Consider the following 25618-nt stretch of genomic DNA (forward strand, 5'->3'; position numbering starts at 1 on the left):
AGCACTACTTCGCAGTCTTGACTGTAGATTTATAATGTCCTCCAAAACGTAAAAAGCTCCTCAAGAACTCAAGAGGAGCTTTCGTTATTTCAAAAAAAGTTTAACTTAGAGCATTATACCTTGAATTTACCAATGACTTCCTGAAGCTGTTGAGCCATTTGGCTCAGACTGTCTGCGGATGCAGATACCTCTACCATGGATGCACTTTGTTGTTCTGTCGATGCCGCAACATTTTGCGTGTTACCTGCGGATTGTTCTGCAATGACTGCAACACTTTCAGCCATATTGACCATATTTTGCGCACTGGCGTGTACCTGTTCCACGATGGAAGACACATCGATGGATTCAGAAGCGACACGATCAATGGACTGCACAATATCATTGAAAGCCTCCCCAGTTAAAGAAACCAGAGATATTCCTTCCTGTACTACAGCTGTTCCTTCATTCATGGACGTTACCGCATTAGCGGTTTCTTCACGGACTTCATACACCAATTTGCGAATTTTCTCGGCGGATACCGTTGATTGTTCAGCCAATTTTCTCACCTCATCAGCGACTACAGCGAATCCGCGACCATGTTCTCCGGCACGAGCTGCCTCAATTGCAGCGTTCAGCGCAAGCAGATTCGTCTGACTTGAAATTTCGGTAATCAAGCCGATAATATTTCCAATCTCGTCCGTTTTCTGTCCCAATGCATGAACGACGTTTGAGGTATGGTTAACTTTTGCGGAAATAACATTCATTTGCGTTACCGCATGATTGACGACTTCTGCACCCTCTTTTGCTTTCTCGTTGGCGCTGGTTGTTAATTGAGTGACATGCTGAATTGATGTTGCAGCCTGATTCATACCTTTGGATATTTCCTCAGTGGACTGTGTAAAGGCAGTTGAATTGTTTACAAGCTTTTCGGAGCCGTCAGCAATATGCTGCACAGCCTCTGAGATAAAGTCGGCCGTTGTCCGGGTTTGTTCAGCGCTGGCTGATAATTCCTCTGATGTGGCAGCGACCTGTTCTGAATTAAATCCAACCTGTGAAACTAATTGTCTTAGATTACCGGACATCTGATTCACCGCTGCGGATAGTTCACCCAGTTCATCTTTTGAGGTAATCTTGACTTCGTTCGTCAAATCACCTGCTGCAATATTATTGGTAGCAACCATCAATCTTTTCAACGGTATGTCGATGGAGCGGATGACCCAGAATGCAAGTAGGGTGCCACCAACAATAGAAATGCCAATAATAATCAACGTTGTAATCAAAATTCCACGGCTTGCAGCTGAAATTTCTTCTACATCAATGATGCCAACAATTTTCCATCCTGTAAGCTCATTCGTTTGATATACAGCGATCTTATCGTTTCCATCGGATTCGAATTCTACATCGCCGGAAGGCTGAACATTCATTTGTTCAATATAAGTCTCCTTGTCTTCCGTACCAATTTCCATGGTTGGATGAGTTATGTATTTATAATCTTTATCCAAAATGGAGACAGTTCCTGTCTCGCCAACCTTGATCTTGTTTACCTGTTCAGCAAAATTAGTAAGACTCAGAACGATACTTACGACACCAGAACCATCAGCAGTTGCCATGGAAGGAACTACGATGACTTTGCCATCTTGGCTAATGATTGGGCTATTTACAAGTGCCTGACCTTTCTTATCCATCGCCATGGAGTACCATGCCCGTTCTCGTGGATCGAAGTCTTCAGCAAATGTTTGCTGTGGTGAATTCAAAAGCTTACCTTCTGTTGTGGCAAATTGAACATGATCATATTCTGATTTAACTGCTTTAATGGGATCGAGAATTTGTCTTAGTTCAGGGCTTTCATCACCTGCGATCATTCCATTGTTAACCGTTTGAGACAAATAATCCAGATCCTCTAAGCTGGTATTGATTAACGTGTCAATCTGAGTATTCACGCTTTCTACAGACTGACGGGTATTTTTCATAAATTGTTCGGTAATATCATCTTTGGCTGTGAGGTAGGATAACCATCCCAGACCTGCAGTTGGTAGGACAAGTATAACTAGAAAAGCGATACTCAGACGTGTTCTGATCGTTATATTTTTGCCCAATATAAGCTTGTCTAGTTGAAAACGGTTGTTGGAGGATGATGCTGTTGGCTTCTTCATTTCTCATATCCTTTCTTTTGCAATCGTATTTAAACATATAATCGTTCCGCATATGAAATGGGACAGTTCTTTATGTCGGTATGAAAACTTGAAAAGTTTAGGTATTTAGTCATAAAATTTATGAAAGCGTTAAGATTCGACGAATAAAATAGAATTATTTCACATAATTTAAGTATTTTTTAATAAATTATAATATTTTATAGTCTTAAAGACGTGTTTATTTGTGCATATAATCCAGAAAAATAGTCTTTAGTGCCTATTTGAAAATTGACAGAATGTGTACTTGTGATATAGTTAGCGAGAATATTTTAATATGCATACATAGGAAAGGTTGTTGGAGATGACAAGTAAGCAGACAGGAAAAACGATACGGCGATTGACGGCTGGGGTGCTTGCGTTGCAGTTGGGTTTTGCCGCAATCAGCGCTCCCGCATTCGCTTCTAAAGTTACCGTGGTTTCGCCCCATGGCGTAGAGACCTTATCCCCCAAAGGTGCCATCCAGTCGACAGGCACCTGGGATGTAGGAACTCGTGCAGGAGATTATATTTATGTGGCAGGTATGCGTGGGATTGATCCCAGCACGAACAAGCTAGTGGACGATGAAGAAGGACGGATTCGTCAGGCGTTTCTCAATATGAAACTGATTGCTGAATCCGAAGGGGCTTCGCTTCAAGATGCGACGCGTCTTGTCGTTTATGTAACAGACATGTATCGGTACCGTCCTATCGTCAATCAAATTCAGGAAGAACTATGGGGGGCAGGTCCTTACCCACCACGTACGATCATAGAAGTGGATCGTCTGAACCAAGACGATATTGTAGAGGTGGAAGGTACGTTCTATGCACCGAAAGTAGCATCTAAATCGGGGATTTCTCAAGGTAACTCCGTCAGTAATGGGAAAACGACAATAAACACCAATGTATCGCCAAATGGAGTAAAAACGCTTTCCCCTAAAGGGGCTATCCAGTCTACTGGAACATGGAACCTGGGTTCTAGAGCTGGAGATACCATTTTTGTTGCAGGCATGCGTGGTATCGATCCAAGCACAAATAAACTTGTGAGCGATGAAGAGGATCGAATTCGTCAGGCATTCCTCAACATGAAGCTGATTGCTGAATCCGAAGGGGCTACGCTTCAGGATGCGACACGTCTCATTGTATATGTGACGGACATGTACCGTTATCGCCCCATCGTCAATCAAATTCAGGAAGAACTGTGGGGGGCAGGACCATATCCGCCACGTACAATTGTAGAAGTGGATCGTCTGAACCAGGATGACATCGTAGAGGTAGAAGGTACGTTCTACGCACCGCAAGCAACAATGAATTCGGGGAATTCCAAGGGGAACTCCAACAGTAGTGGTAACGTGGCAAACGTTGTAACTTCGAATACCAAACCGTCAACCAGCATCACCGTATCCCCAAATGGAGTAAAAACACTTTTACCTAAAGGGGCTATCCAGTCCACAGGGACTTGGAATCTGGGGACTCGTGCAGGAGACAACATATATGTGGCGGGTATGCGCGGGATTGATCCAAGCACCAATAAACTTGTTGCTGATGAAGAGGGTCGAATTCGCCAGGCTTTTCAGAACATGAAGTTAATTGCTGAATCTGAAGGAGCCAAACTGCGGGATGCGACACGAATCATCGTATATGTCACAGATATGTATCGTTATCGTCCCATAGTTAACCAAATCCAAAAAGAACTTTGGGGTTCAGGACCTTATCCACCCCGCACGATTATTGAAGTGGATCGTCTGAATCAGGATGATATTGTCGAAGTCGAAGGTACATTCTACGCACCTGAACAATAAATGAAGATAAACCAGAAGGGGCCTGCATAACGTGGGCCCTATTCTAGCTGGATTTAATATAGGTATAACCTATCAAATAAATAGAATTTATATATTTAAACAATAAATTGTTTTGTGCCACAATGAGGATACCAATAACGAAAGCGACGGTGGTTCCATGAAATCATTAAATCAGTGGCAGGCAGAAGAATATGATAACAAACTGGCTTTTGTGTCCGGATACGGCAAAAATCTGATCTCTTGGCTTCAACCCCAAAAAGGGGAATACATCCTTGATCTGGGTTGCGGGACGGGGGATTTGACGTATGAAATTTCTCTGGCCGAAGCTGAGGTTAGTGGCATGGATGCATCGCCGGATATGATTCGCCGTGCGAGAGAGAAGTTCCCTGAACTTGAGTTCGTGGAAGGAGACGGTCATCAGTTTGAGATGAATAGACCGTATGATGCCGTCTTCTCCAATGCAGCTCTGCACTGGATGCGAAGTCCACGACTAGTAGTGGACAGCATATGGAAATCTTTGAAGCCCGGAGGGCGTTTTGTCGCAGAATTCGGCGGTAAAGGGAACGTGCAGATCATTGTGAATGCTATAGAGGAGGTATTGGAACGCAACACGGGGATTCGTGCATCAGAACGCAATCCGTGGTATTTTCCTTCGATCGGAGAATACAGCAATATCTTGGAACAAAATGGATTTTTGGTGCGACAGGCCTATCACTACGACCGTCCTACCAGACTGGAAGATGGAGAGCAAGGTATAGTAGGCTGGTTGGCTCATTTTGGAGACGACTATTTTGCAGGTTTCAGTTCTAATGAGATACAACAATTGTGTCAGGAAACCAGTCAGATTGTGATGCCTCACCTCTGGAAAGATGATGCGGTATATGCTGATTACAAACGTTTGCGTATTGAAGCTGTTAAGCCAGAAAATTAAAATTTGATATTATTCAATCTCTGTTAAAAGAATTATATTGGTCTTTTGTACAATATCTATCCTTCAAATTAAGACCAGGAATCTCTTGCTGATAAAGAGAATCTTGGTCTTTTTAATACATTATTATAAAAATGGAATATTCAAACGACAAATAATTACAAATGGATATTTTTATCATACTCAAGACCCATATAAGTAATTTCTATATCATATTTGTAATTATTTAGAAGGGAAATGTGGTATTTTGATAGAATAATTTACCAAGGGTCAATCCTCTTGCAGATAGGCGGTGGAATTGGAGTAAGTATTGCAGTACTTGCGAACAGCAGGAACCCATCATTTGGTGAGGTACTCACATTCAAAAAGGAGGGGCATAGCCTTGAGTAAACGATTGATATCCACGTTATTAAGTGTTTTGATGGTCTTTTCTATTATCCTCCCAGCGGCTGGAGCCGCTCCCGCAGATTCAGCTATTCAGCTTGAGAACATACCAAGTACAGCCGAAGCGAAACAATGGAGAGAGATTCTTGCAGGGCGAGAAGCAAAACTTGCCGCAGATCCATTTTTGGATAAAAGCTTGGAAGGCCTGGGTGGAGAAAACACCCGAGTTATCGTTGAACTTTCCAATAAACCTGTTGCAGTAGCGCAAGGCGAATCAACCCTCTCAGGAAAATCTTTTACCTCCTCTATGGAAACAAAGGCTGTGACTCAAGTTGAGCAACAACAACAGTCATTTGTACATAGCCTCACTCAGAAGAAAATCAAACATGAAGTATTGGAAGAGTATGCATATGCCCTGAACGGTGTAGCGATTGAGCTTAAAGGAAACCAAGTGGGACAATTGCTACAGATACCAGGCGTTGTCAGCGTATATCCTGACCTTGAAGTTACTATAGCTCCCGAGACAGATGAAGTGAACCCATACATGAAAGACACAGCACCTTTTATTGGTGCACCTGAAGTATGGGATCTGGGTTACAAAGGAAATGGCATCAAAGTAGGTGTTATTGATACAGGGATTGACTACGAACATCCTAATTTGCTAGAAGCCTACAAAGGCGGATGGGACTTTGTTGGAAACGACAGTGATCCGTATGAAGCAACATATCAAGAATGGAAAAGTTCAGGGGAACCTGAGTTTAACGCTAATGGAAGCGCCTATTACACATCCCACGGTACACACGTAGCAGGTACCATTGCTGCTCGCGAAGCGGGGGACTACGGCATTGTTGGCGTTGCTCCTGAAGCAGATATTTATGCTTACCGTGTACTTGGGCCGTATGGTAGTGGTCAAACGTCATGGGTACTCGGCGGAATCGATCGTTCGGTTGAAGATGGCATGGATATAATCAATCTCTCGTTGGGTAACGCCGCTAACGATCCGAGTTATGTTACTTCCGTTGCTCTTAACAATGCGATGTTGTCTGGTGTGACAGCGGTTGTAGCAAGTGGTAACAGTGGACCTAACCGTTATACACTCGGTTCTCCGGGTGCGTCTGCAATGGCCATTACGGTAGGTAACTCCACAGGTCCTAGCCAGCTTATTACAGCGGATACTCACTTCTTGATTGGTGAAGAAGGCGAGGAGACGTTGCCTGAACAACAACTGGTCCCAGAGGTTGAACAATCTCCTGAACTGGGGACAGCACCTGGAACGGAAGCACCAGAAGTTTCAGAGCAAGGTGTACCCGCAACTGCTACTGAGGAAAGTGCAGCAGGTGTGGAGGACGCAGTTTCTGATGAAACTTCAGTTGTTGGATCAGAACAAGAGGGAATTACAGCTGAAACGCCTGTCGACGCTGAAGTTCCGAATGTAGAAGAAGCTACAGCGGAAGAAAATACGCCATCTGCATCACCTTCTGCACCAGTTGAAGATTCTCCTGAAGCTGCCCCTGTGGAAGAAGAGTCTGTAATTGCTCCGACTGAAGCTCCGCTGGCTATTACAGAGTCGGTTTACCGCCTGGATCTGATGGGCTGGAGCCTGTCGGCAGACCCTGAAACTGTTTTGACAGAGAAATATGAGCTTGAATATGCAGCACTGGGTAAGCCAACTGATTTTGAAGGCAAGGATTTTACGGGTAAAGTCGCATTCGTACAGCGTGGTGAACTCGCATTTGTAGAGAAAATCGCCAATGCCAAAGCGGCTGGAGCCGTGGCTGTTATTGTATATAACAATATTCCGGGTCCGATCGGTGTAAGTCTGGGCGATAACTTTGAACTCATTCCGACCCTGAGCATGTCCAAGGAAGATGGAGATGTGATCAAGGCTGAGCTGGACGCAGGACAAGCCGTTGAAGTGAGCTTTAGTGATTTTGAACGTGCTCAAACTCCGGGCGATGAAATGAATTCATCCAGTTCACGTGGACCTGCAAAGGTAACGCTGGATATCAAACCGGATATTGTAGCTCCAGGTACGAGCATTTTGTCTACGATTCCTGCCTACGGCAAGGATGAGCCAGATGCAGATTACGCACAAGCATATGATCGCAAAACAGGTACAAGTATGGCTACACCTCATGTAGCAGGTTTGATTGCGCTGTTGATTGAAAAGCATCCGGACTGGACGCCATTTGATATCAAAGTTGCGCTCATGAACAATAGTAAAGTGCTGGATACGACGAAGTTTGATGTATTTGATCAAGGTGCAGGCCGTATTCAGGCTGTGAACACCATCGATCCTGCTGCTTTTGTCAAAGTGCTTGATGTTACTCAATACACGGAGAGTGGCGCAGTTGTTGAAAAGGAAAATATCACTGGAAGCATCAACTACGGTAATTTCCTGAGCACAGATGAAAAGACGATTACCAAAACGATCAAAGTTGAAGCGCTGAATGCTAGTGGTGGGGACTACACTGTAAATGTGAATCCGACTCGTAATGTCGCTGGCGTTTCCGTTGCCGTAGACAAGAGTTCGTTCACACTGAATGGTGAGGAAGAACTTGCAGTGACAATCACCGTTCCACGTGGGGTTACTGCCGCTACAGAAGCCCAAGGATACATTGAGTTGTCGAACGGAACCAATACCTTTACGGTGCCATATGTTGCTCATTTCAACGTTACGTTGACTGGAGTTAAATATATTGAGACGGTAAAAGGTACTGAAAAAAATCCATTCCACTATCCATTGAAGGCTGATGGTACATTGGATACGCTGAATGTTGCGATGGAATTCTATAATCCGATGACTTTCGCCCTGATTGAGATTTATGATGGTCTTAACCCTGAAGGTGGATACTATCAGGATGGATACATTGGCTCCATTTATGGTAACTATTTTAACTTCAACGCAAATGCAAGATATAACCTTGCTTGGGACGGCACATATGCAGATTACACGACCGATGAAGTGACTGAGATTCCGGATGGTTTATACACAGTTGACATCACTACCATTGGTACGGACGGCAAAACCTATAAGGAAGATACTTCTCCATTTTTGGTGAAAAAGACAGCTCCGGCTGTAACTGCACCAGAAGTGTTGGAATTCAAAGCCGATCAATCTGCTATCATTAATGGTAGCGTGGAAGATTTGTATTTCCGAGTTGCTCCTGCGCTTGCCAGTGGATGGGACATAACGTTTGATCCTGCAGCTTCTCTGGAAGCAACGTATGTTGTGAAAAACGAGGATGGTTCGGTTCAAAACGTGGGTGCTTTTGGAGTACAAGCGGATGGCAGCTTTAGCCTTCCATTGGTAGGGATCGAAGCGGGTGAGTATACCGTTGAACTTACGGTGAAAGACCAACAGGGACTTTCGGGTACAGCTAATACGGTACTGAAATTGGAAGCCGTGGAGACCGAACCTGAAACTCCGGCTACCAAGGCCCCAGGCACGCCTGTACTTTCTCACAATAACTGGGTGGGCAACGGCCTACCCGAAGGCTCGTATATCGTTACCATGAACCTGTGGTGGGGCGAGAACGCAACCAGCTACAAATTATATGAAGACGGGGTTTTGGTTGATACGCAGAAGTTGACTTATAACGCGCCTTCGGCGCAGTCTGCTCAGACGAAAATCACGGGCAAAACTAACGGTACGTATACGTACGTAGCGGAGCTAACTAACGACAAGGGAACAACGCGGAGTCAGACGTTGACTGTTAGGGTTACCAACGCAACGCCAGGCAAAGGGGTTCTCTCTCAGGATAACTGGGATGGCGACGGCAATTATAAGGTGACCATGAACCTGTGGTGGGGGACGAATGCTTCTGAGTATCGTCTCTATGAAAATGATAAGTTGATCGACACGCAAGAACTCCGTGCGGTTACACCTCTTGCGCAAAATGCAGTGACGACACTGTCCGGGAAGGTTTCGGGCACGTATACGTATCGAGCTGAGTTAATTAACGCAGCCGGGGTTACCAGCACAGACACGATTACGGTAAAAGTGAAATAAGCTTGTCCACCCAATAAGCTGATCGTTGATTAGATTATTGAAGGAACTGTTTTTCGCACAAACGGCCTCCATCCTGATTTAGCAGGATGGAGGCCGTTTCATTTTGTTTCTTTTCTGCCACATAAATGAGAGTGTGATTAACTAACTACGCGATCTTTGCTGGCCTGGGTCCCAGCAATAAGTAACGCAATGGCAAGAATAACCTGTATAAGCAAGGGAAGAGTCCATCCTTTTGTCCAGTCATGAAGCATACCGAATAGCAGGGGTCCCAATGCCGCGAGCATATATCCGTATGACTGGGCCATACCGGACAGACTTGCAGCTTGTCTGGCATCTCTTGTGCGAAGGACAAAGAACATCGTTACCAGTCCAAACGAAGAGCCAGCGCCTATTCCTGCCAGCATGACGCCGATGGTTACCAGTGAAGAGATGCCACTCAACAATAAAGCATACCCAATAATTAAAGACGAGCATGTGATCGTGGTCAAGGCACGTTGATCTCGTGTTCTGCCGGCCAGGATCGGAACGATAAAGGTAGCTGGCACACTGACCATTTGCATCAGGGAGAGCATCCAGCCTGCAGACGTTGCGCTGAAACCTTGCTCGGCTAGAATCTCTGGAAGCCAGGTGATTGTTGTATAAAATATTAGAGATTGCAATCCCATAAACAAAGTGATAAACCAAGCCAGGGAAGAGGTCCGTAGACGTACAGGTGTCCCTTCGCTCTGTGAGGCTACAAATAACATTCGTTGTCTTCCTGCGGCGATCTGGGGGAGCCACAAGAGAAGCGCCAGTATGGATAACAGGGCCCACATGCCCAGCGAAGTACGCCAACCCATAGATGTTGCTCCTGCTACGGGCACACTAACACCTGAGGCGATGGCGCCAAATATGTTCATGGATACAGAGTATAATCCGGTTACGATACCCACCCGCAATGGAAAATCACGTTTGATCAAACTTGGCAGGAGCACGTTGCTTAATGCAATGCCGCATCCCAAAATTGCGGTTCCTGCATATAAAGCCAAGACAGAAGGGGATAAACGTAAGGCCACCCCTAGGGTTACGATGATAATTGCGATCAGCAAGGCTGATTCGAGTCCTAAACGTTTGGCGAGACGTGGTGCAAAAGGAGAGACTGCTGCAAAGGCGAGCAAAGGAAGCGAGGTCAGAAGCCCTGCCATCGTATGGCCAATGCCCGTATCCGAGCGGATCATCTCCACGACAGGTCCGGTTGCCGTGATCGGTGATCTCATGGTAGCGGCAATGACAATAATGCCTGCTAATAACAAGCCGAATCTTTTGGATGTCGAAGAATGTTCTCCCCCGGCAAGAATAGATGATTGTTGCTGTATTGAAGATGACATGATAAAATCTCCCGTTTTCTAATAAGTTGATATGTATGGATTGTTACATTATCCACTCCACAAGCATAACATTCTGTGTCAACATCGAGCAATGAAATGGATAAGCAGCCACTGGAACGCAAGTGCTCTGACGAACCGTTGTGATTATTCTCATATCCAGAACGCAAAAAAACTTCCTTCGGGAAGTTTTCTTTTAATACGTCCCAGGATGGATACTCTCCTTGCAGTCGAGACTGCGAAGTAGGCGCTAACGAAGCGAATGCTCCGACGAACCGTTGGGGTTCTCATCCCCAGAACGCAAAAAAAGCTCCCCGAGGGAAGCTTTTTTTAATACGTCCCAGGAGGGATTCGAACCCCCGACCGACGCCTTAGAAGGGCGTTGCTCTATCCAGCTGAGCTACTGAGACATGAATTTTTTCAAGCAAAATTGATTTTATCATATGCAAACAGGAATATCAAGCATTTTATTTTAATATGTTTTTCATATATGATATTTGGCGTCAGTAACGTTTTTTTCATTATATTTAAGGTTATGTTAGAATATCAGGAGAACTCAGAAAATAGATCGACAATCGTTAATATATACATCTATTTATGTTGATTCCAACTGGAGATTCAGGATATAGAGGAGGTGCTCCCATTAAGGAATCCACGACCCCGGAAACCGAGCACAACAACAATATTGTGCTGTTTCCTAAGACGCTGGACTATTACCAGATTCAATTGACAGTGATGCTTGAAAATGAACGGTATGGTGAAGCGATGAAATTGCTTCACTTTTTGCTGCAATGTCAGGGACAGGAAGAACGCCACTATGATGAATGGCGCGCCCTTCTCGAATGGCTTCAGGCTGCGTTCCCTCATTATGAAGAGACCTCGCCTTCCGTAGATGAAGAACGGGAAGAGGAAGAGATCAGTGAGGAAGACATGGCACGGCAGCACGCCCGTTTGAAGCTTGAACAGGATGATGGTTATGCAGATAAGATGCTTCGCACAGTCATGGAAGAACCGTTGTCTGAACAGACAATGCTGGCTTTGGAGCAGCTGGCCTATCTTGATCTGCCGAAGATTGATGAGGCACTTACGAGTTGGTTAAAAGAGAAGTCGCTTCACCCTTTGCTTCAATTTCGGGTGCTGCAAACCTTGCGTCGCCGAGGCGTTCAAGGTATGATCCTGTTTACGAGAGGCGAAGAGCAGGTTGAAGTCGAGATTGATACCGTGCCTCTTAAACCAGAGGAATTCCCGCTCCAGATCGTTCAGATTCTGGAACGAGTGGCAGACCAGACGGAGGTTCATGAACCTACGCTCTTTTATTTTGCCCAGGAGTTATGGATACAATATGTCATGGCAGTGTATGGAACTCGTGATTATGTATCAATGCTGGAAGAAAATGATTCCATGACAGATATATGGGCAGCAGCTTTACATATGACCGTTGCAGACAGTCTGGGTGGCTCGCATGATGAGGAAAATACTCGCTCAATGTATGCTGTGACAGGGGCAATGCGCTTTCGGCTGGAGCAGGCTTATCGTTCCATGAAGCAGTTTGTATCTGCCGGATTGGATGGTCAATAGAGGCCGGAAACGTTTTCCTCAAACCGTATCAAGGGATTCCCCTTGAAAAAGAATCTAATCTTGTTTATACTAAAATGGTTATTTTGTACGTGATTGCCTACGTGAACATGTGAATTTTGGAGGGGAAAGTATACAATGAAAGCAACTTGGGAAAAGATAGAGAAGAACCTTGGGGTTCTTGAGGTTGAAGTGGATGCAGATCGTGTAACTGCAGCACTCGACAAAGCTTTTAATAAAGTGGTAAAACAAGCAAACGTACCTGGATTCCGTAAAGGTAAAGTACCACGTTCAATCTTCGAAGCTCGTTTTGGTGTAGAGAGCCTTTATCAAGAAGCAATCGACATTTTGCTTCCTGAAGCCTATACAGAAGCAATCGACCAAACGGATATTTTCCCGGTTGATCGTCCTGACGTAGATGTTGAACAGTTCGCTAAAGGACAAACTTTCAAGTTCAAAGCGAAAGTAACTGTGAAACCTGAAGTTACCCTGGGTGACTACAAAGGAATCGAAGTTGCTGTAGCAAAAGGTGAAGTAACTGACGTAGAAGTGACTGAAGAACTTGAGCGTCTTCAACAACGTCACGCAGAACTCGTTGTAATCGACGAAGGTTCCGCTGCAAACGGCGACGTTGCAGTAATCGACTTCGATGGTTCCGTTGATGGTGTACCTTTTGAAGGTGGACAAGCTGAGCGTTATTCCCTGGAACTGGGTTCTAACACATTCATTCCTGGTTTTGAAGAGCAAGTTGTGGGTCTGTCCACAGGCGACTTCAAAGACGTAGAAGTGACTTTCCCAGAGAGCTACCACGCAGCAGAACTTGCTGGCAAACAAGCGGTATTCAAAGTGAAAATTCACGAAATCAAACGCAAACAACTTCCTGCATTGGATGATGAGTTTGCTAAAGATGTTAGCGAATTTGACACACTGGAAGAGTATAAAGCTGATCTGAAAACACAATTGGAATCCCGTAAAGCTGACGAAGCCAAAGCTGCTCAAGAAAATGCAGTGGTAGAAAAAGTGGCTGAGAACGCTGAAGTGGACATTCCTTCTGCAATGGTAGAAAGCGAAGTACAAAACATGATGCGTGATTTCGACAACCGTCTGCGCAACCAAGGTATGAACCTTGAAATGTTCCTGAGCTTCTCCGGCCAGACTCAAGCTGACCTGAGAGGACAAATGCAAGAAGATGCTTCCAAACGTGTTCGCAACAACCTGGTTCTTGAAGCTGTAGGTAAAGCGGAAAACATTGAAGTATCTGACGAAGAAGTGAATCAAGAACTCGAAAAAATGGCTGAATCTTACAAGCGTCCTGCTGATGAGATCCGTGGCATCCTCGAGGGTAATGGTTCCCTGGACAGCCTTCGCGATGAAGTTAAACTGCGTAAAACGATTGACGTTCTTGTTGAGAACAGCACAGTTGTTGAGCCAGTTGAAGCTCCAGCTGAAGAAGTTGTTGCAGAAGCTGACGGAAAATAAGACAAGCTGTCTTGAATTAGACAGTTGAATAAATGATAAGGCACGTGAGTTATTGCGTGCCTTATTTTTAAATTATGACATCCATTTTATAGAAAATGAAGTAATGATATGGGTTATTACTAATTCTATTGGTCGGTGTACACTTTTTACATACCTATGTACTTCATGCAAATAAAAAATGACAAGACGGCATAGGATGGTTCCAATTTGCACATACATAGAAAACATGGTTAAATATGATCAGGCTGAAAAGTAAACTAACTGATGTCTGACGCCTCTTGTGAAAAATGACATTGTCACAGGAAAGTGTTAGAATGAGTTTGGGTTTGCTTTACAGGTGGCCTATGTCTAATTACATGTAGAAAAGAGGTTGGTCTCATGAGTCTGGTGCCAATGGTTATAGAACAAACCAATCGAGGCGAGCGGTCTTACGATATATATTCGCGTTTGCTGAAGGATCGCATTATCTTTCTAACCAGTGCGATTGATGACGATGTAGCCAATCTTGTCATAGCACAGCTTCTGTTTTTGGCAGCCGACGATCCTGAGAAGGATATCAGCTTGTACATTAATTCACCTGGTGGTTCTGTCACCGCAGGGATGGGTATATACGATACGATGCAATTTATCAAGCCGGATGTATCTACCATTTGCGTAGGGATGGCAGCAAGCATGGGTTCTTTATTGCTGACAGCCGGTGCACCTGGCAAGAGATATGCGCTGACGAACAGCGAAGTGATGATTCATCAGCCGCTTGGCGGCATTCAAGGACAGGCTGCGGATATTAAAATACACGCAGAATGGATTATAAAAACACGTCAGAAACTGAATCAAATATACGTCAATCGTACGGGTCAGTCTCTTGAGAAAATTGAGCGGGATACAGACCGTGACTTCTTCATGAGTGCTGACGAAGCTAAGACGTACGGTATTATTGACCAGGTGCTCAGTAGACCGATCAATTCCTAAAGGGGTGGTTTCATGTTTAAATTTAACGATGAGAAAGGGCAACTGAAATGCTCTTTTTGCGGTAAATCTCAGGAACAGGTACGTAAGCTGGTCGCTGGACCAGGCGTGTACATTTGTGATGAATGTATCGAACTTTGCACCGAAATCGTTGAGGAAGAACTCGGTCATGATGAAGAAGTAGACCTCAAAGATATTCCAAAACCGAAAGAAATTCGTAATATCCTGGATCAGTATGTCATTGGACAGGAGCAAGCGAAGAAGTCATTGTCTGTTGCGGTGTATAATCACTACAAGCGGATCAACACACAAAGCAAGATTGAAGATGTTGAACTGTCGAAGAGTAACATTTTGCTGTTAGGACCTACGGGTTCTGGTAAAACGTTGCTTGCGCAAACGATGGCCAAAATTCTGAATGTACCTTTTGCTATTGCTGATGCTACTTCATTAACGGAAGCGGGTTATGTGGGTGAGGATGTAGAGAACATTCTGCTCAAGCTGATCCAGGCTGCTGATTATGATGTGGAAAAAGCAGAGCGTGGCATTATTTATATCGATGAGATTGATAAAGTAGCACGTAAATCCGAGAACCCATCCATTACTCGTGATGTATCGGGTGAAGGTGTTCAACAAGCACTCTTGAAAATTCTTGAAGGAACCGTGGCTTCTGTACCACCACAAGGTGGTCGTAAACACCCTCATCAAGAATTTATTCAGATCGATACAACGAATATCTTGTTCATTTGTGGCGGTGCATTTGATGGTCTGGAGCAAATGATCAAACGCCGGATCGGTAAAAAAGTCATTGGCTTTAATACCGTTACTGAGCAAAAAGATCTGAAACCAGGTGAATACCTGGGCATGGTATTGCCGGAAGACTTGCTGAAATTCGGTCTGATTCCGGAATTTGTAGGCCGTCTGCCAGTCATCTCCACTTTGGAGCCGCTGGATGAAGATACGTTGGTACGGATTCTTTCCGAACCGAAAAACGCGCTTACCAAACAGTACCAAAAACTGCTTGAGCTGGACAATGTCAGTCTGGTATTTGAACCAGCTGCACTGCTCGCGATTGCAAAAGAAGCAATCAAACGTAACACAGGTGCACGTGGATTGCGTGCCATCATTGAAGGCATCATGCTTGAAATCATGTATGAAGTGCCTTCACGTGAAGATGTTACGAACTGTGTCATTACCGAAGAAGTCGTTGAGAAAAGAGTCGTGCCTGAACTAAGCCAAACGAAGGACGATAAGCAGGAAGAAAGCGCCTAATGAAGGCTTGAATCCCGTTGAACTCTGAAATATAGACTTGTCAGTTCTCCACTTTGGCAGAAGGCGAATTCATGTCTCTGTCAGGGTGGAGCTTTGACGTTGTGGGGAGAGAAATCACTCATGTATTTAAGACAAGATACACGTCCCGTAAAAGTCGGGAATGTAACGATTGGTGGCAGCAACGAAGTCATTATCCAGAGTATGTGTACGACCAAAACGGCAGATGTTGAGGCGACGGTTGCAGAGATTCTGCGACTGGAAGAAGCCGGTTGTCAGGTGGTACGTGTAACGGTAAATAATGAGGAAGCCGCAGCAGCCATTAAGGAAATCAAGAAACGTATTAACATACCGCTCGTAGCGGACATTCATTTCAACTATAAGCTGGCTTTGCTTGCGATTGAGAATGGTATTGATAAAGTACGGATTAATCCGGGTAATATCGGTAAACGTTCCAAAGTGGAAGAAGTGGTAAAAGCATGTAAAGAGCGTGGTATTCCAATTCGTATCGGGGTAAATGCCGGTTCCCTGGAGAACCATCTTCTTGATAAGTATGGGTACCCTACGGCGGATGCTATGGTCGAAAGTGCATTGTACCACATTGGTATTCTGGAAGAGCTTGATTTCCATGATATCATCGTGTCTCTCAAAGCATCGGATGTGCCGATGGCGATTGAAGCTTATACCAAAGCAGCTCAAATCATTCCGTATCCGTTGCATCTCGGGATTACCGAAGCAGGCACACTGTTCTCCGGTACAATCAAAAGCTCCGCAGGAATGGGAGCCTTACTGTCGATGGGAATTGGTTCAACGATGCGGATCTCGCTTAGTGCGGACCCGGTGGAAGAAATCAAGGTTGCTCGTGATCTGCTCAAAACCTTTGGTCTCATTACGAATGCAGCTACATTGATCTCCTGCCCAACGTGTGGGCGTTTGGATATCGATCTGTTCTCCATTGCCAACGAAGTAGAAGAGTATATCTCCAAACTGAAGGTGCCGATTAAAGTATCGGTGCTGGGTTGTGCAGTTAATGGTCCAGGTGAGGCCAAAGAAGCGGATATCGGGATTGCCGGTGCTCGTGGAGAAGGTCTCTTGTTCCGTCACGGTAAGATGATTCGTAAAGTGCCTGAGGAAATCATGGTTGAAGAATTGAAAAAAGAGATCGACAAAATCGTCGAAACCTATGAAGAGACAGGTGTTATTCCTGGTCGTTCGCACTGATTGATTCATATCTTGTTTCTGTAACAGCCCGCCAGCAATGGTGGGCTTTTTATTTTCTCGCATACAAATTCCGCATCGCCCGTTTACGTCGCGTTGAAAAGGCTATACTACCAAGTATTAGCATGATCTCATATGAGAATAGTGACAAAAATAGGAGGATGTGAAGACATGGAATTTGGTATGGTCATCATGTTGATTCAGTTATTTTTTGGAGTGGTGATTGGTTTGTATTTCTGGAACCTGCTGCGTGGCCAGAAAACGAACCGCAGTGCCGTTGAGCGAGAATCTCGCAAGGAACTGGAGAAGCTGCGTAAGCTGCGTTCAATCTCACTCACCAAGCCGTTGTCGGAGAAGACGCGTCCAGCTACCATTAACGATATCGTTGGGCAAAAAGATGGGCTGCGTGCCCTTAAGGCTGCATTATGCAGTGCGAATCCGCAACATGTTATCATTTATGGCCCCCCGGGAGTCGGGAAAACAGCGGCCGCACGGGTCGTGTTGGAAGAGGCTAAAAAGAATCCAACATCTCCTTTCAAGCCAGACGCCAAATTCACAGAGCTGGATGCAACAACAGCTCGTTTTGATGAACGTGGTATTGCAGATCCCTTAATTGGTTCGGTTCATGATCCGATATATCAGGGAGCGGGGGCCATGGGCGTTGCAGGTATTCCCCAACCCAAACCGGGTGCGGTGACGAAAGCGCATGGGGGGATGCTCTTTATCGATGAAATCGGTGAATTGCATTCCATTCAGATGAATAAGTTGTTGAAAGTGCTTGAGGATCGCAAGGTGTTTTTGGAGAGTGCGTACTATAACTCGGAAGACACGCATACTCCTGCTTATATCCACGATATTTTTCAAAATGGCCTGCCGGCTGACTTCCGCCTTGTTGGAGCAACGACACGCTCGCCTCATGAGCTGCCGCCAGCTTTACGTTCACGGTGCATGGAAGTCTATTTCCGTCCTTTATTACCTGAGGAGATCGGGCGAATTGCCGAAGACGCTGTTCAGAAAATAGGGTTCAGTCCATGTCCGGATGCCGTCGATGTGGTCAAGCGATATGCAACCAATGGACGTGAAGCGGTCAATATCATCCAACTGGCTGCGGGACTTGCGCTGACAGAGAAACGTGAGACGCTGCTGGCGTCTGATGTGGAGTGGGTGGCAGGTAGTAGCCAGATTCAGCCACGGTCTGATCGTAAGGTCCCTTCGCAACCACAGGTGGGGTTTGTTAACGGCTTGGCGGTATATGGACCGAACATGGGAACCATTTTGGAGATCGAAGTATCTGCTGTTCCGGCTCTCAAAGATCAAGGCCGAATCAACATTACAGGGGTTGTGGATGAAGAAGAGATTGGAGGCGGTTCGCGTACACTCCGGCGAAAAAGTATGGCTAAAGGCTCGGTTGAAAATGTGTTAACCGTATTAAAAGCCATGGGTATTCGTCCGAATGATTACGATTTACACGTGAATTTCCCAGGTGGGACGCCTATTGATGGCCCATCGGCAGGAATTGCCATGGCGACTGCCATTACATCAGCCATTCAGAGACGCCCTGTGGATCACGAGACAGCGATGACTGGCGAGATCAGCATCCATGGTCGGGTCAAGCCAATTGGCGGCGTACTGGCCAAGGTGGAGGCTGCTTTTCAGGCAGGAGCGAAGACCGTTATTATTCCTGCGGAGAACTGGCAGTCCATCTTTGAGAATCTGGAGGGCTTGCGCGTGATTCCGGTAGATACGGTGCAGGACGTATTCCGTGAAGTATTCGCTTGGGTTCCAGAGTCGCAAAAGGTGGAACAAACGAAGCTTGCAGAGGAGACAATTGCACCTGCACCGGAGATTTTCCCACCGGCATCTGCTTCCTATTTGCGTGCTGACGTGCCTCGCCCAGGACAGGTTACAGATTCGGGAAGCTGCTAAGTGCTTCCCTTCATTGGTTTTTTATGTGAACATTTGATAGAATAATGAATGACTACAACCTGAGAGCCATTGGAGGTGCGAAAGCGATGGGACCGAGCAAAGCGAAAGGTCGTCGTTTTCCTTTACTGCCTTTAAGAGGACTTCTCGTCTACCCGAGTATGGTACTGCATCTCGATGTGGGCCGGGAGAAATCGGTCAAGGCTTTAGAAAAAGCGATGGTAGAAGAACATTTGATTCTCCTATGTTCCCAAGCCGAAGTAAATATTGAAGAACCAACACAAGAGGACATTTTCAGAATCGGAACCGTGGCCAAGGTCAGACAGATGCTGAAGCTTCCAAATGGTACGATTCGTGTACTCGTGGAAGGCTTGGAACGGGCTGAAATTATTGAATATACGGACAACGAGGAATATTACGAAGTACTGGCAAAAGAACTGCCTGAAGAGGAGAATACTCATCCGGAGACGGATGCCCTCATGCGTACGGTTCTGAACCAGTTCGAGAATTATATTAATCTGTCCAAAAAAGTCACACCAGAGACACTTGCGGCTGTGTCTGATATTGAAGAACCGGGACGCCTGGCTGATGTCATCACGAGTCATCTTTCCCTGAAGATCAAGGATAAACAGGAAATTCTGGAGACCATTGATGTTCGGGAGCGTCTGGAGAAATTGCTGGATATTCTGAATAACGAACGCGAAGTGCTGGAGCTTGAACGCAAGATCAGCCAACGTGTGAAGAAACAGATGGAGAAAACGCAAAAGGAATATTATCTGCGCGAGCAGATGAAAGCGATCCAGAAAGAACTGGGTGAAAAAGAAGGCCGTGCAGGTGAGGTTGAGGAACTTCGTAATCAGATGGAAGAACTCGGCTTGCCGGACAAGGTGAAGGAGAAGGTCGAAAAAGAAATTGATCGACTGGAGAAAATGCCTGCAAGTTCAGCTGAAGGTGGAGTCATTCGCAACTACGTGGATTGGCTGCTCGCCCTTCCTTGGAGCCAGATGACAGCAGATGATCTGGATATTCAAAAAGCCGAGGATGTACTCAATGCAGATCACTATGGGCTCGAAAAGCCCAAAGAGCGTGTGCTTGAATATCTGGCTGTTCAGAAGCTCGTCAAGAAGCTCAAAGGGCCGATTCTCTGTCTGGTTGGACCCCCAGGGGTTGGTAAAACATCACTTGCCCGTTCGATCGCGAGATCGCTGGGCCGGGAGTTTGTAAGAATCTCTCTTGGCGGCGTGCGTGATGAAGCCGAGATTCGTGGGCACCGACGCACCTATGTGGGAGCCATGCCTGGTCGTATCATCCAGGGGATGAAAACCGCAGGTTCACTCAACCCGGTATTCCTGCTGGACGAGATTGATAAGATGGCTTCAGACTTCCGCGGAGATCCTTCCGCAGCGCTACTTGAAGTGCTGGATCCTGAACAAAATAATACGTTTAGTGATCACTTTGTCGAATTGCCGTTTGACTTATCCAACGTTATGTTTGTAACCACTGCCAATACAGTGCACAACATTCCGCGTCCATTGCTGGATCGGATGGAAATGCTCAACATCCCAGGTTACACGGAGCTGGAGAAGCTGCAAATTGCGAAAAATTATTTGCTGCCCAAGCAGAAGCAGGACCATGGTCTGGAAGAAGAGCAACTGGAAATTCCGGATGATGCGCTCTTGCGTGTCATTCGTGAATATACACGGGAGTCAGGTGTGCGTAACTTGGAACAGCAGATGGCTTCGTTGTGCCGGAAAGCAGCCAAGAACATTGTATCGGGTGTGGAAGGTCAGATCAACATCACATCAGATGAGGTCAAAGACTACCTTGGACCTGGTAAATTCCGTTATGGCATGGCCGAACTGGAAGATCAAATTGGTACCGTAACGGGTCTTGCGTGGACTGAAGTGGGGGGAGATACCCTTGTCATTGAAGTGACTGTTGTACCAGGAACAGGGAAGTTGACCCTGACAGGTAAACTGGGTGATGTCATGAAGGAATCGGCTCAAGCCGCATTCAGCTACACCCGTTCCAAAGCTACACAACTCGGGATTTCGCCTGACTTCCATGAGAAGAACGACATTCACATCCACGTTCCGGAAGGAGCCATTCCGAAGGATGGTCCATCCGCCGGGATTACGATGGCAACAGCGTTAATCTCAGCACTGACGAACAAACATGTGTCCAAGGATATCGCCATGACCGGTGAAATAACGCTGCGTGGACGTGTACTGCCGATTGGTGGTCTGAAAGAGAAATCACTGGCAGCCCATCGTGCCGGCTATAAAAAAATATTATTGCCTAAGGATAACGAACGTGACCTGCGTGACATTCCAGACAGCATCAAGGAAGATGTGGAATTTGTCCCTGTAGCCCATATGGATCAGGTATTGCAGCATGCACTTGTTGAGCAGGCAGGCATTAACCTGTAATCCACGTATCCGAAAGGTTCGTATGAAGAGTAGACCGTTCTGCGGAGGCTTCGGCGCCCGCTGGAACGGTTTTTTTGGTATGATAGAACAATCCATGGCATAATACCATCAACAGGTTATGCATAGCACAAGCGTTCAAGAGAGGAAAGATACAATATGAAAGTAAATCAATCTGAATTTATTATCAGTGCCGTTCGGCCTGAACAATACCCCGAGGATGGTCTGCCAGAGATTGCCTTGGCAGGACGCTCCAATGTCGGAAAATCATCCCTGATCAACCGTTTGATTAATCGTAAAAATCTGGCTCGGACAAGTTCAACACCGGGTAAGACACAGCAATTGAATTACTATAAGATTAATCAGGACCTCTACTTTGTCGATTTCCCGGGATATGGCTACGCCAAAGTTTCTAAAGAGCAGCGCTTTGCCTGGGGCAAAATGATGGAGAAATACTTGTTGGGACGCGAGGAATTGAAACTGGTCATGCAGATGGTGGATATGAGACATGAGCCGTCCAAGGAAGACAAGATGATGAATGAATGGCTTCGTCATAACGGATTGCCTTTGGTTGTTGTTGCCACCAAGATGGACAAGATACCAAAAACACGCAGAGCAAAACATATCAAAGTCATTAAGGAATCACTGGGTCTTCGTTCAGGGGATCTGTTTGTACCCTTTTCATCGGAAGAAGGATTGGGCAAGGAAGAGTTATGGGACATCATTACCCGTCATGCACGCATAGATAAGTATGCACCAGAAGTACTGGAAGCAGAGGGCGCAGCGGATGAGGGAGAAAATAACGAAAATTAACGGATGACCGAGATAGTATACCGTTTTAGTGCGGGAAAGTGAGCATGTTAAGTGAATCTTTAATGAGATCAAGGATTAGTCCGGTTTTTTATGGAATTTTGTGAGAATTCATCATGTGGGCTCGGAGCAAAATAGCGTTATGGTAGTGTACAATGAGCATAGGCGCATGTTGCCAACAGTACCAAAATACCGGCGTTGCCGGCCTGAAGAATTTTGAGATGACTGCTACATGTGCAGGAACGCAAAACAATCGGGAAAGAATCGAGGAGATTTGTATGGCTCAGCGGTTAGCCACAGAGTATGTGAAGGCCACTATGAAATTGTCAGAACCCCAGATGCATCAGTTTTTGCGCATGACAGAAGACGGCAGGCTTCATCATCGGGTTAAGGTGTTGGACAATGGCTGTCAGGAGGTTGTGCTGGGGGATGTGAGTGGAGAAGAAGTTCATTTCCCTTTTGACCGCATAGAAGGGTTTTATATCTGTGAGTTATCTTGCCGCCTGGTGAATCTGCATCTGACTAACGTTGTCCGGAAGCTCTTTATGACTTTTAAGGGTGACGGGGTCGTTCATCGGATCTATGAAGGGTTCATCATGACGTATGTTTATGCTCAAGGCACTGTCCGTAAAATTGTGGAGAAGACCGGGGAGAACACCCGTGTGATCTATGAATACAAAAATACGTTGCTTGAATTGCAACATCTGTTCCAGGCCCGGGATGTAGAACGTGAAATCAACCGTGTGTATGCCGAGATTGATTCATTGCTGGACACTAGAAATGGTGCGACTGCTGATCAGCTGCATCAGATTGATGAGACACTTGCTCGTTATCAAAAACGGTTGTTTGAGCTTGAAGCTTATTAACCTGAAAGTGTATGTTTATACACGTATATGAATGTAATGAATTCCCTTGTTTCTTCCGGGCACTGGCACTTGCCTATGCGGAGGTTGCAGGGGATTTTTTGATGCGAGATATTTATTTTACAATCTTCTGGAAAAGGGTTGCTTTCACTCTGATTCAATGTTATTTTTAATCTCGTTGAAAAGAATATTAGGAACCAGGATTCACTCAGGACATTATATGTTGCGAGAGGTTTTTCCCTCGGGAAGTGAATGACGTAGGTCCTAGCGGATGAAATTTTTCAAACATTTTATTCCTAGGAAGGGGGAACCGAAGGATGGAATATTCAACTTTCGGAAGACACGTTGCTGTTGACACTTGGGGTGTCGACTTTGATCTACTGAACAATGCGGAGTATTTGCAAGCCCAAATGGTTGAAGCAGCGGAGGCATGTGGTGCGACAGTGATGTCCGTACAGTCCAAGCAGTTTGATCCACAGGGAGCGACAGTGCTCGTACTATTGTCTGAGAGCCATCTCTCCATTCATACGTATCCTGAGAGAGGTTTTGCAGCGATTGATTGTTACACTTGTGGGGAGACCGTAGACCCGCAGCTCGCCATTGACTACCTGGTATCCGTATTAAAACCTGAAAAAACGTATGCAAAGAAGTTGGTACGTGGATTGGGCGAATTGCAAGTTGAAACACCAGAGATGAACAACCAGATTGAACTGGTGTAAAAAGAAGCACATCACATGAACAATGTTCACATATCGGGATGGACGCATAACCTCCCAAATCCTAATAGCCATGGAATAATTCCATGGCTATTTGTTTTAATATCCGGATCGTTATGAATATTCATGATCAGCACATTTTAACGCATAACGGTGAACTTTGGTGAGACACTACAATAAATGACAGTGCAGATGATGATGAACATGGTGATTTCATAAACATTTCATAAAAATGACCCGGTCACGGCTATGATGTGTGATATAATTAACCATGTCAATCATAAATGGATAGACATATGCAGTAAGCACTTTGATTGGAAATTTATTAGGCAGGTGAACTTGCAATGCACATCGTTGTCGTTGGTTTGAATTATCGCACGGCGCCTGTAGAGGTTAGGGAACGATTCACATTTGCAGAAAAGGACTTGTCTGAAGCGCTGCAGCAGCTCAAGCTGACCAAGAGTGTATTGGAAGGTGTAATCGTAGCCACATGTAACCGTACCGAGTTGTATGTTGTGGTGGACCGTCTTCACATGTGTGGTTATTTTATTCGAACATTCATGGAACAATGGTTCAATGTACCACGGGAAGAATTTACGCAACACTTATATATATATGAAGATGACCAAGCCATGCGCCATTTGTTCCGTGTCATCTGCGGACTAGACTCCATGGTCATTGGTGAGACTCAGATTCTTGGACAGGTGAAACAGGCTTTTCTGAAAGCTCAGGAAGAGAAATCAACAGGTACCTGGTTTAATAAGTTATTTAAACAGGCCGTTACGCTGGGCAAACGGGCACATTCGGAGACTTCCATCGGGGAGAGCGCCGTATCTGTCAGTTATGCTGCTGTTGAGCTCGGTAAGAGGATCTTTGGCATGTTCACAGACAAGAAGGTACTGATTCTGGGTGCCGGCAAGATGAGTGAACTGACCGTGAAACATCTCTATGCCAACGGAGCATCGGAAGTCATTGTGGCGAATCGTACGCTCGCAAGAGCCGAGGAACTGGCAGCCAAGTTCCGGGGAACCCCTTGTACCATGGAACAGGCAATCGCAAGGCTGAATGAAGTCGACATTGTGATTAGTTCCACTGGGGCCGAACGTTATGTTTTGGATGCTGGTGTAGTTCGGGAGAGCATGAAGCGTCGGCAATCGCGTCCACTGTTCCTGATTGATATTGCGGTTCCACGTGATATTGATCCGGCAATTGGTGAATTATCCAACGTATTTCTCTATGATATTGATGACCTGGAAGGAATCGTGGAGAGTAACCTGGAGATGCGTAAGGTGGAAGCTGCCAAGATTGAAAGAATGATTGAGCTTGAGATGGAGGACTATTACCATTGGCTCAAAACGTTGGGCGTTCGTCCTGTCATTCGTGCTTTGCAGGAAAAAGGTGTCTCCATTCATGAAGAAACGATGGATAGCCTGTTCAATAAACTGCCTGAGCTCGATGAACACCAACGTAAAGTCATTCGTCGTTTGACCAAGAGTATTGTGAATCAAATGACGACAGATCCGATTAACCGGATCAAAGAAATGGCAGGTACGAAGCAAGGTGATGAAGCTCTGCGTATGTTTACTCAGATTTTTGCTTTGGAAGATGCAGTAGACATGGCTGCTGAAAAAGTAAATCAGAGTGATGCCACGGCTCTGGGCAAACCAGCCGCTCACCTTAACGAAAACCGGCAAGACCCCGTGCCGGCTTATGCTCCGGCAGGCGTATAAGGCGGGTGGG

The 25618-nt window shown here is 45.6% G+C and carries 16 protein-coding genes and 1 tRNA gene; 14 read left to right on the forward strand and 3 right to left on the reverse strand.

The features are described from left to right. Window positions 1-113: 113 nt before the first annotated feature. Window positions 114-2132, reverse strand: a complete 2019-nt coding sequence (locus AC4G47_RS05755) for a methyl-accepting chemotaxis protein (protein WP_491105225.1) — start codon at window positions 2130-2132, stop codon at window positions 114-116. Between the two features lie 340 nt (window positions 2133-2472). Between AC4G47_RS05755 and AC4G47_RS05760 the strand changes: the two genes are divergently transcribed. From AC4G47_RS05760 to AC4G47_RS05770, 3 genes are all read left to right on the forward strand, one after another. Continuing rightward, a complete protein-coding gene (locus AC4G47_RS05760; protein WP_491105226.1) occupies window positions 2473-3948 on the forward strand; it encodes a RidA family protein in 1476 nt (491 codons plus the stop codon). 157 nt (window positions 3949-4105) lie between these two features. Further along, entirely contained in the window at window positions 4106-4879 is a 774-nt protein-coding gene (locus AC4G47_RS05765) for a class I SAM-dependent methyltransferase (protein WP_491105228.1), read from the forward strand. A gap of 379 nt (window positions 4880-5258) precedes the next feature. Next, the gene (locus tag AC4G47_RS05770) at window positions 5259-9272 is read left to right on the forward strand and encodes a S8 family serine peptidase (RefSeq protein WP_491105230.1); all 4014 of its coding nucleotides are present in this window, start codon (window positions 5259-5261) and stop codon (window positions 9270-9272) included. Window positions 9273-9409: 137 nt separating this feature from the next. Here the strand turns inward: AC4G47_RS05770 and AC4G47_RS05775 are convergent, their stop codons facing one another. After that, window positions 9410-10639, reverse strand: a complete 1230-nt coding sequence (locus AC4G47_RS05775; RefSeq protein WP_458123853.1) for a CynX/NimT family MFS transporter — start codon at window positions 10637-10639, stop codon at window positions 9410-9412. A 333-nt stretch (window positions 10640-10972) separates the two neighbouring features. Beyond that, window positions 10973-11046, reverse strand: a tRNA-Arg gene (locus tag AC4G47_RS05780). Between the two features lie 187 nt (window positions 11047-11233). On the opposite strand from AC4G47_RS05780, the gene AC4G47_RS05785 reads away from it, so the two are divergent. The 11 genes from AC4G47_RS05785 to hemA all read left to right on the forward strand — a co-directional run bounded on the left by AC4G47_RS05785 (window position 11234) and on the right by hemA (window position 25608). Beyond that, window positions 11234-12214, forward strand: coding sequence for a hypothetical protein (locus AC4G47_RS05785; protein WP_458123852.1), 981 nt, complete (start codon window positions 11234-11236; stop codon window positions 12212-12214). Between the two features lie 135 nt (window positions 12215-12349). After that, window positions 12350-13690 carry a trigger factor gene (gene tig, locus AC4G47_RS05790; protein ID WP_336765434.1) on the forward strand — a complete coding sequence of 447 codons (1341 nt, stop codon included), beginning with the start codon at window positions 12350-12352 and terminating at the stop codon, window positions 13688-13690. Window positions 13691-14068: 378 nt separating this feature from the next. Next, complete coding sequence (gene clpP, locus AC4G47_RS05795) at window positions 14069-14659, forward strand: ATP-dependent Clp endopeptidase proteolytic subunit ClpP (protein WP_491105232.1); 591 nt, start codon at window positions 14069-14071, stop codon at window positions 14657-14659. 12 nt (window positions 14660-14671) lie between these two features. Beyond that, entirely contained in the window at window positions 14672-15925 is a 1254-nt protein-coding gene (gene clpX, locus AC4G47_RS05800; RefSeq protein ID WP_458123850.1) for an ATP-dependent protease ATP-binding subunit ClpX, read from the forward strand. Window positions 15926-16045: 120 nt separating this feature from the next. After that, the gene (gene ispG, locus AC4G47_RS05805; protein ID WP_145325252.1) at window positions 16046-17143 is read left to right on the forward strand and encodes a flavodoxin-dependent (E)-4-hydroxy-3-methylbut-2-enyl-diphosphate synthase; all 1098 of its coding nucleotides are present in this window, start codon (window positions 16046-16048) and stop codon (window positions 17141-17143) included. A 168-nt stretch (window positions 17144-17311) separates the two neighbouring features. Next, complete coding sequence (lonB, locus tag AC4G47_RS05810) at window positions 17312-19066, forward strand: ATP-dependent protease LonB (protein ID WP_491105234.1); 1755 nt, start codon at window positions 17312-17314, stop codon at window positions 19064-19066. Between the two features lie 86 nt (window positions 19067-19152). Next, complete coding sequence (gene lon, locus AC4G47_RS05815; RefSeq protein ID WP_458123848.1) at window positions 19153-21492, forward strand: endopeptidase La; 2340 nt, start codon at window positions 19153-19155, stop codon at window positions 21490-21492. A gap of 156 nt (window positions 21493-21648) precedes the next feature. Next, window positions 21649-22302 (forward strand): ribosome biogenesis GTP-binding protein YihA/YsxC, encoded by a 654-nt coding sequence (gene yihA / locus AC4G47_RS05820; protein WP_458123847.1) that lies wholly within the window; start codon window positions 21649-21651, stop codon window positions 22300-22302. Window positions 22303-22577: 275 nt separating this feature from the next. Continuing rightward, entirely contained in the window at window positions 22578-23165 is a 588-nt protein-coding gene (locus AC4G47_RS05825; protein WP_458123846.1) for a non-ribosomal peptide synthetase module, read from the forward strand. A gap of 314 nt (window positions 23166-23479) precedes the next feature. Beyond that, window positions 23480-23881, forward strand: a complete 402-nt coding sequence (gene speD, locus AC4G47_RS05830; protein ID WP_458123845.1) for an adenosylmethionine decarboxylase — start codon at window positions 23480-23482, stop codon at window positions 23879-23881. 341 nt (window positions 23882-24222) lie between these two features. Next, window positions 24223-25608, forward strand: coding sequence for a glutamyl-tRNA reductase (hemA, locus tag AC4G47_RS05835; protein ID WP_145325258.1), 1386 nt, complete (start codon window positions 24223-24225; stop codon window positions 25606-25608). The last annotated feature ends 10 nt before the right edge of the window (window positions 25609-25618 follow it).

The sequence above is a fragment of the Paenibacillus sp. Negev47 genome (genome assembly GCF_058313655.1).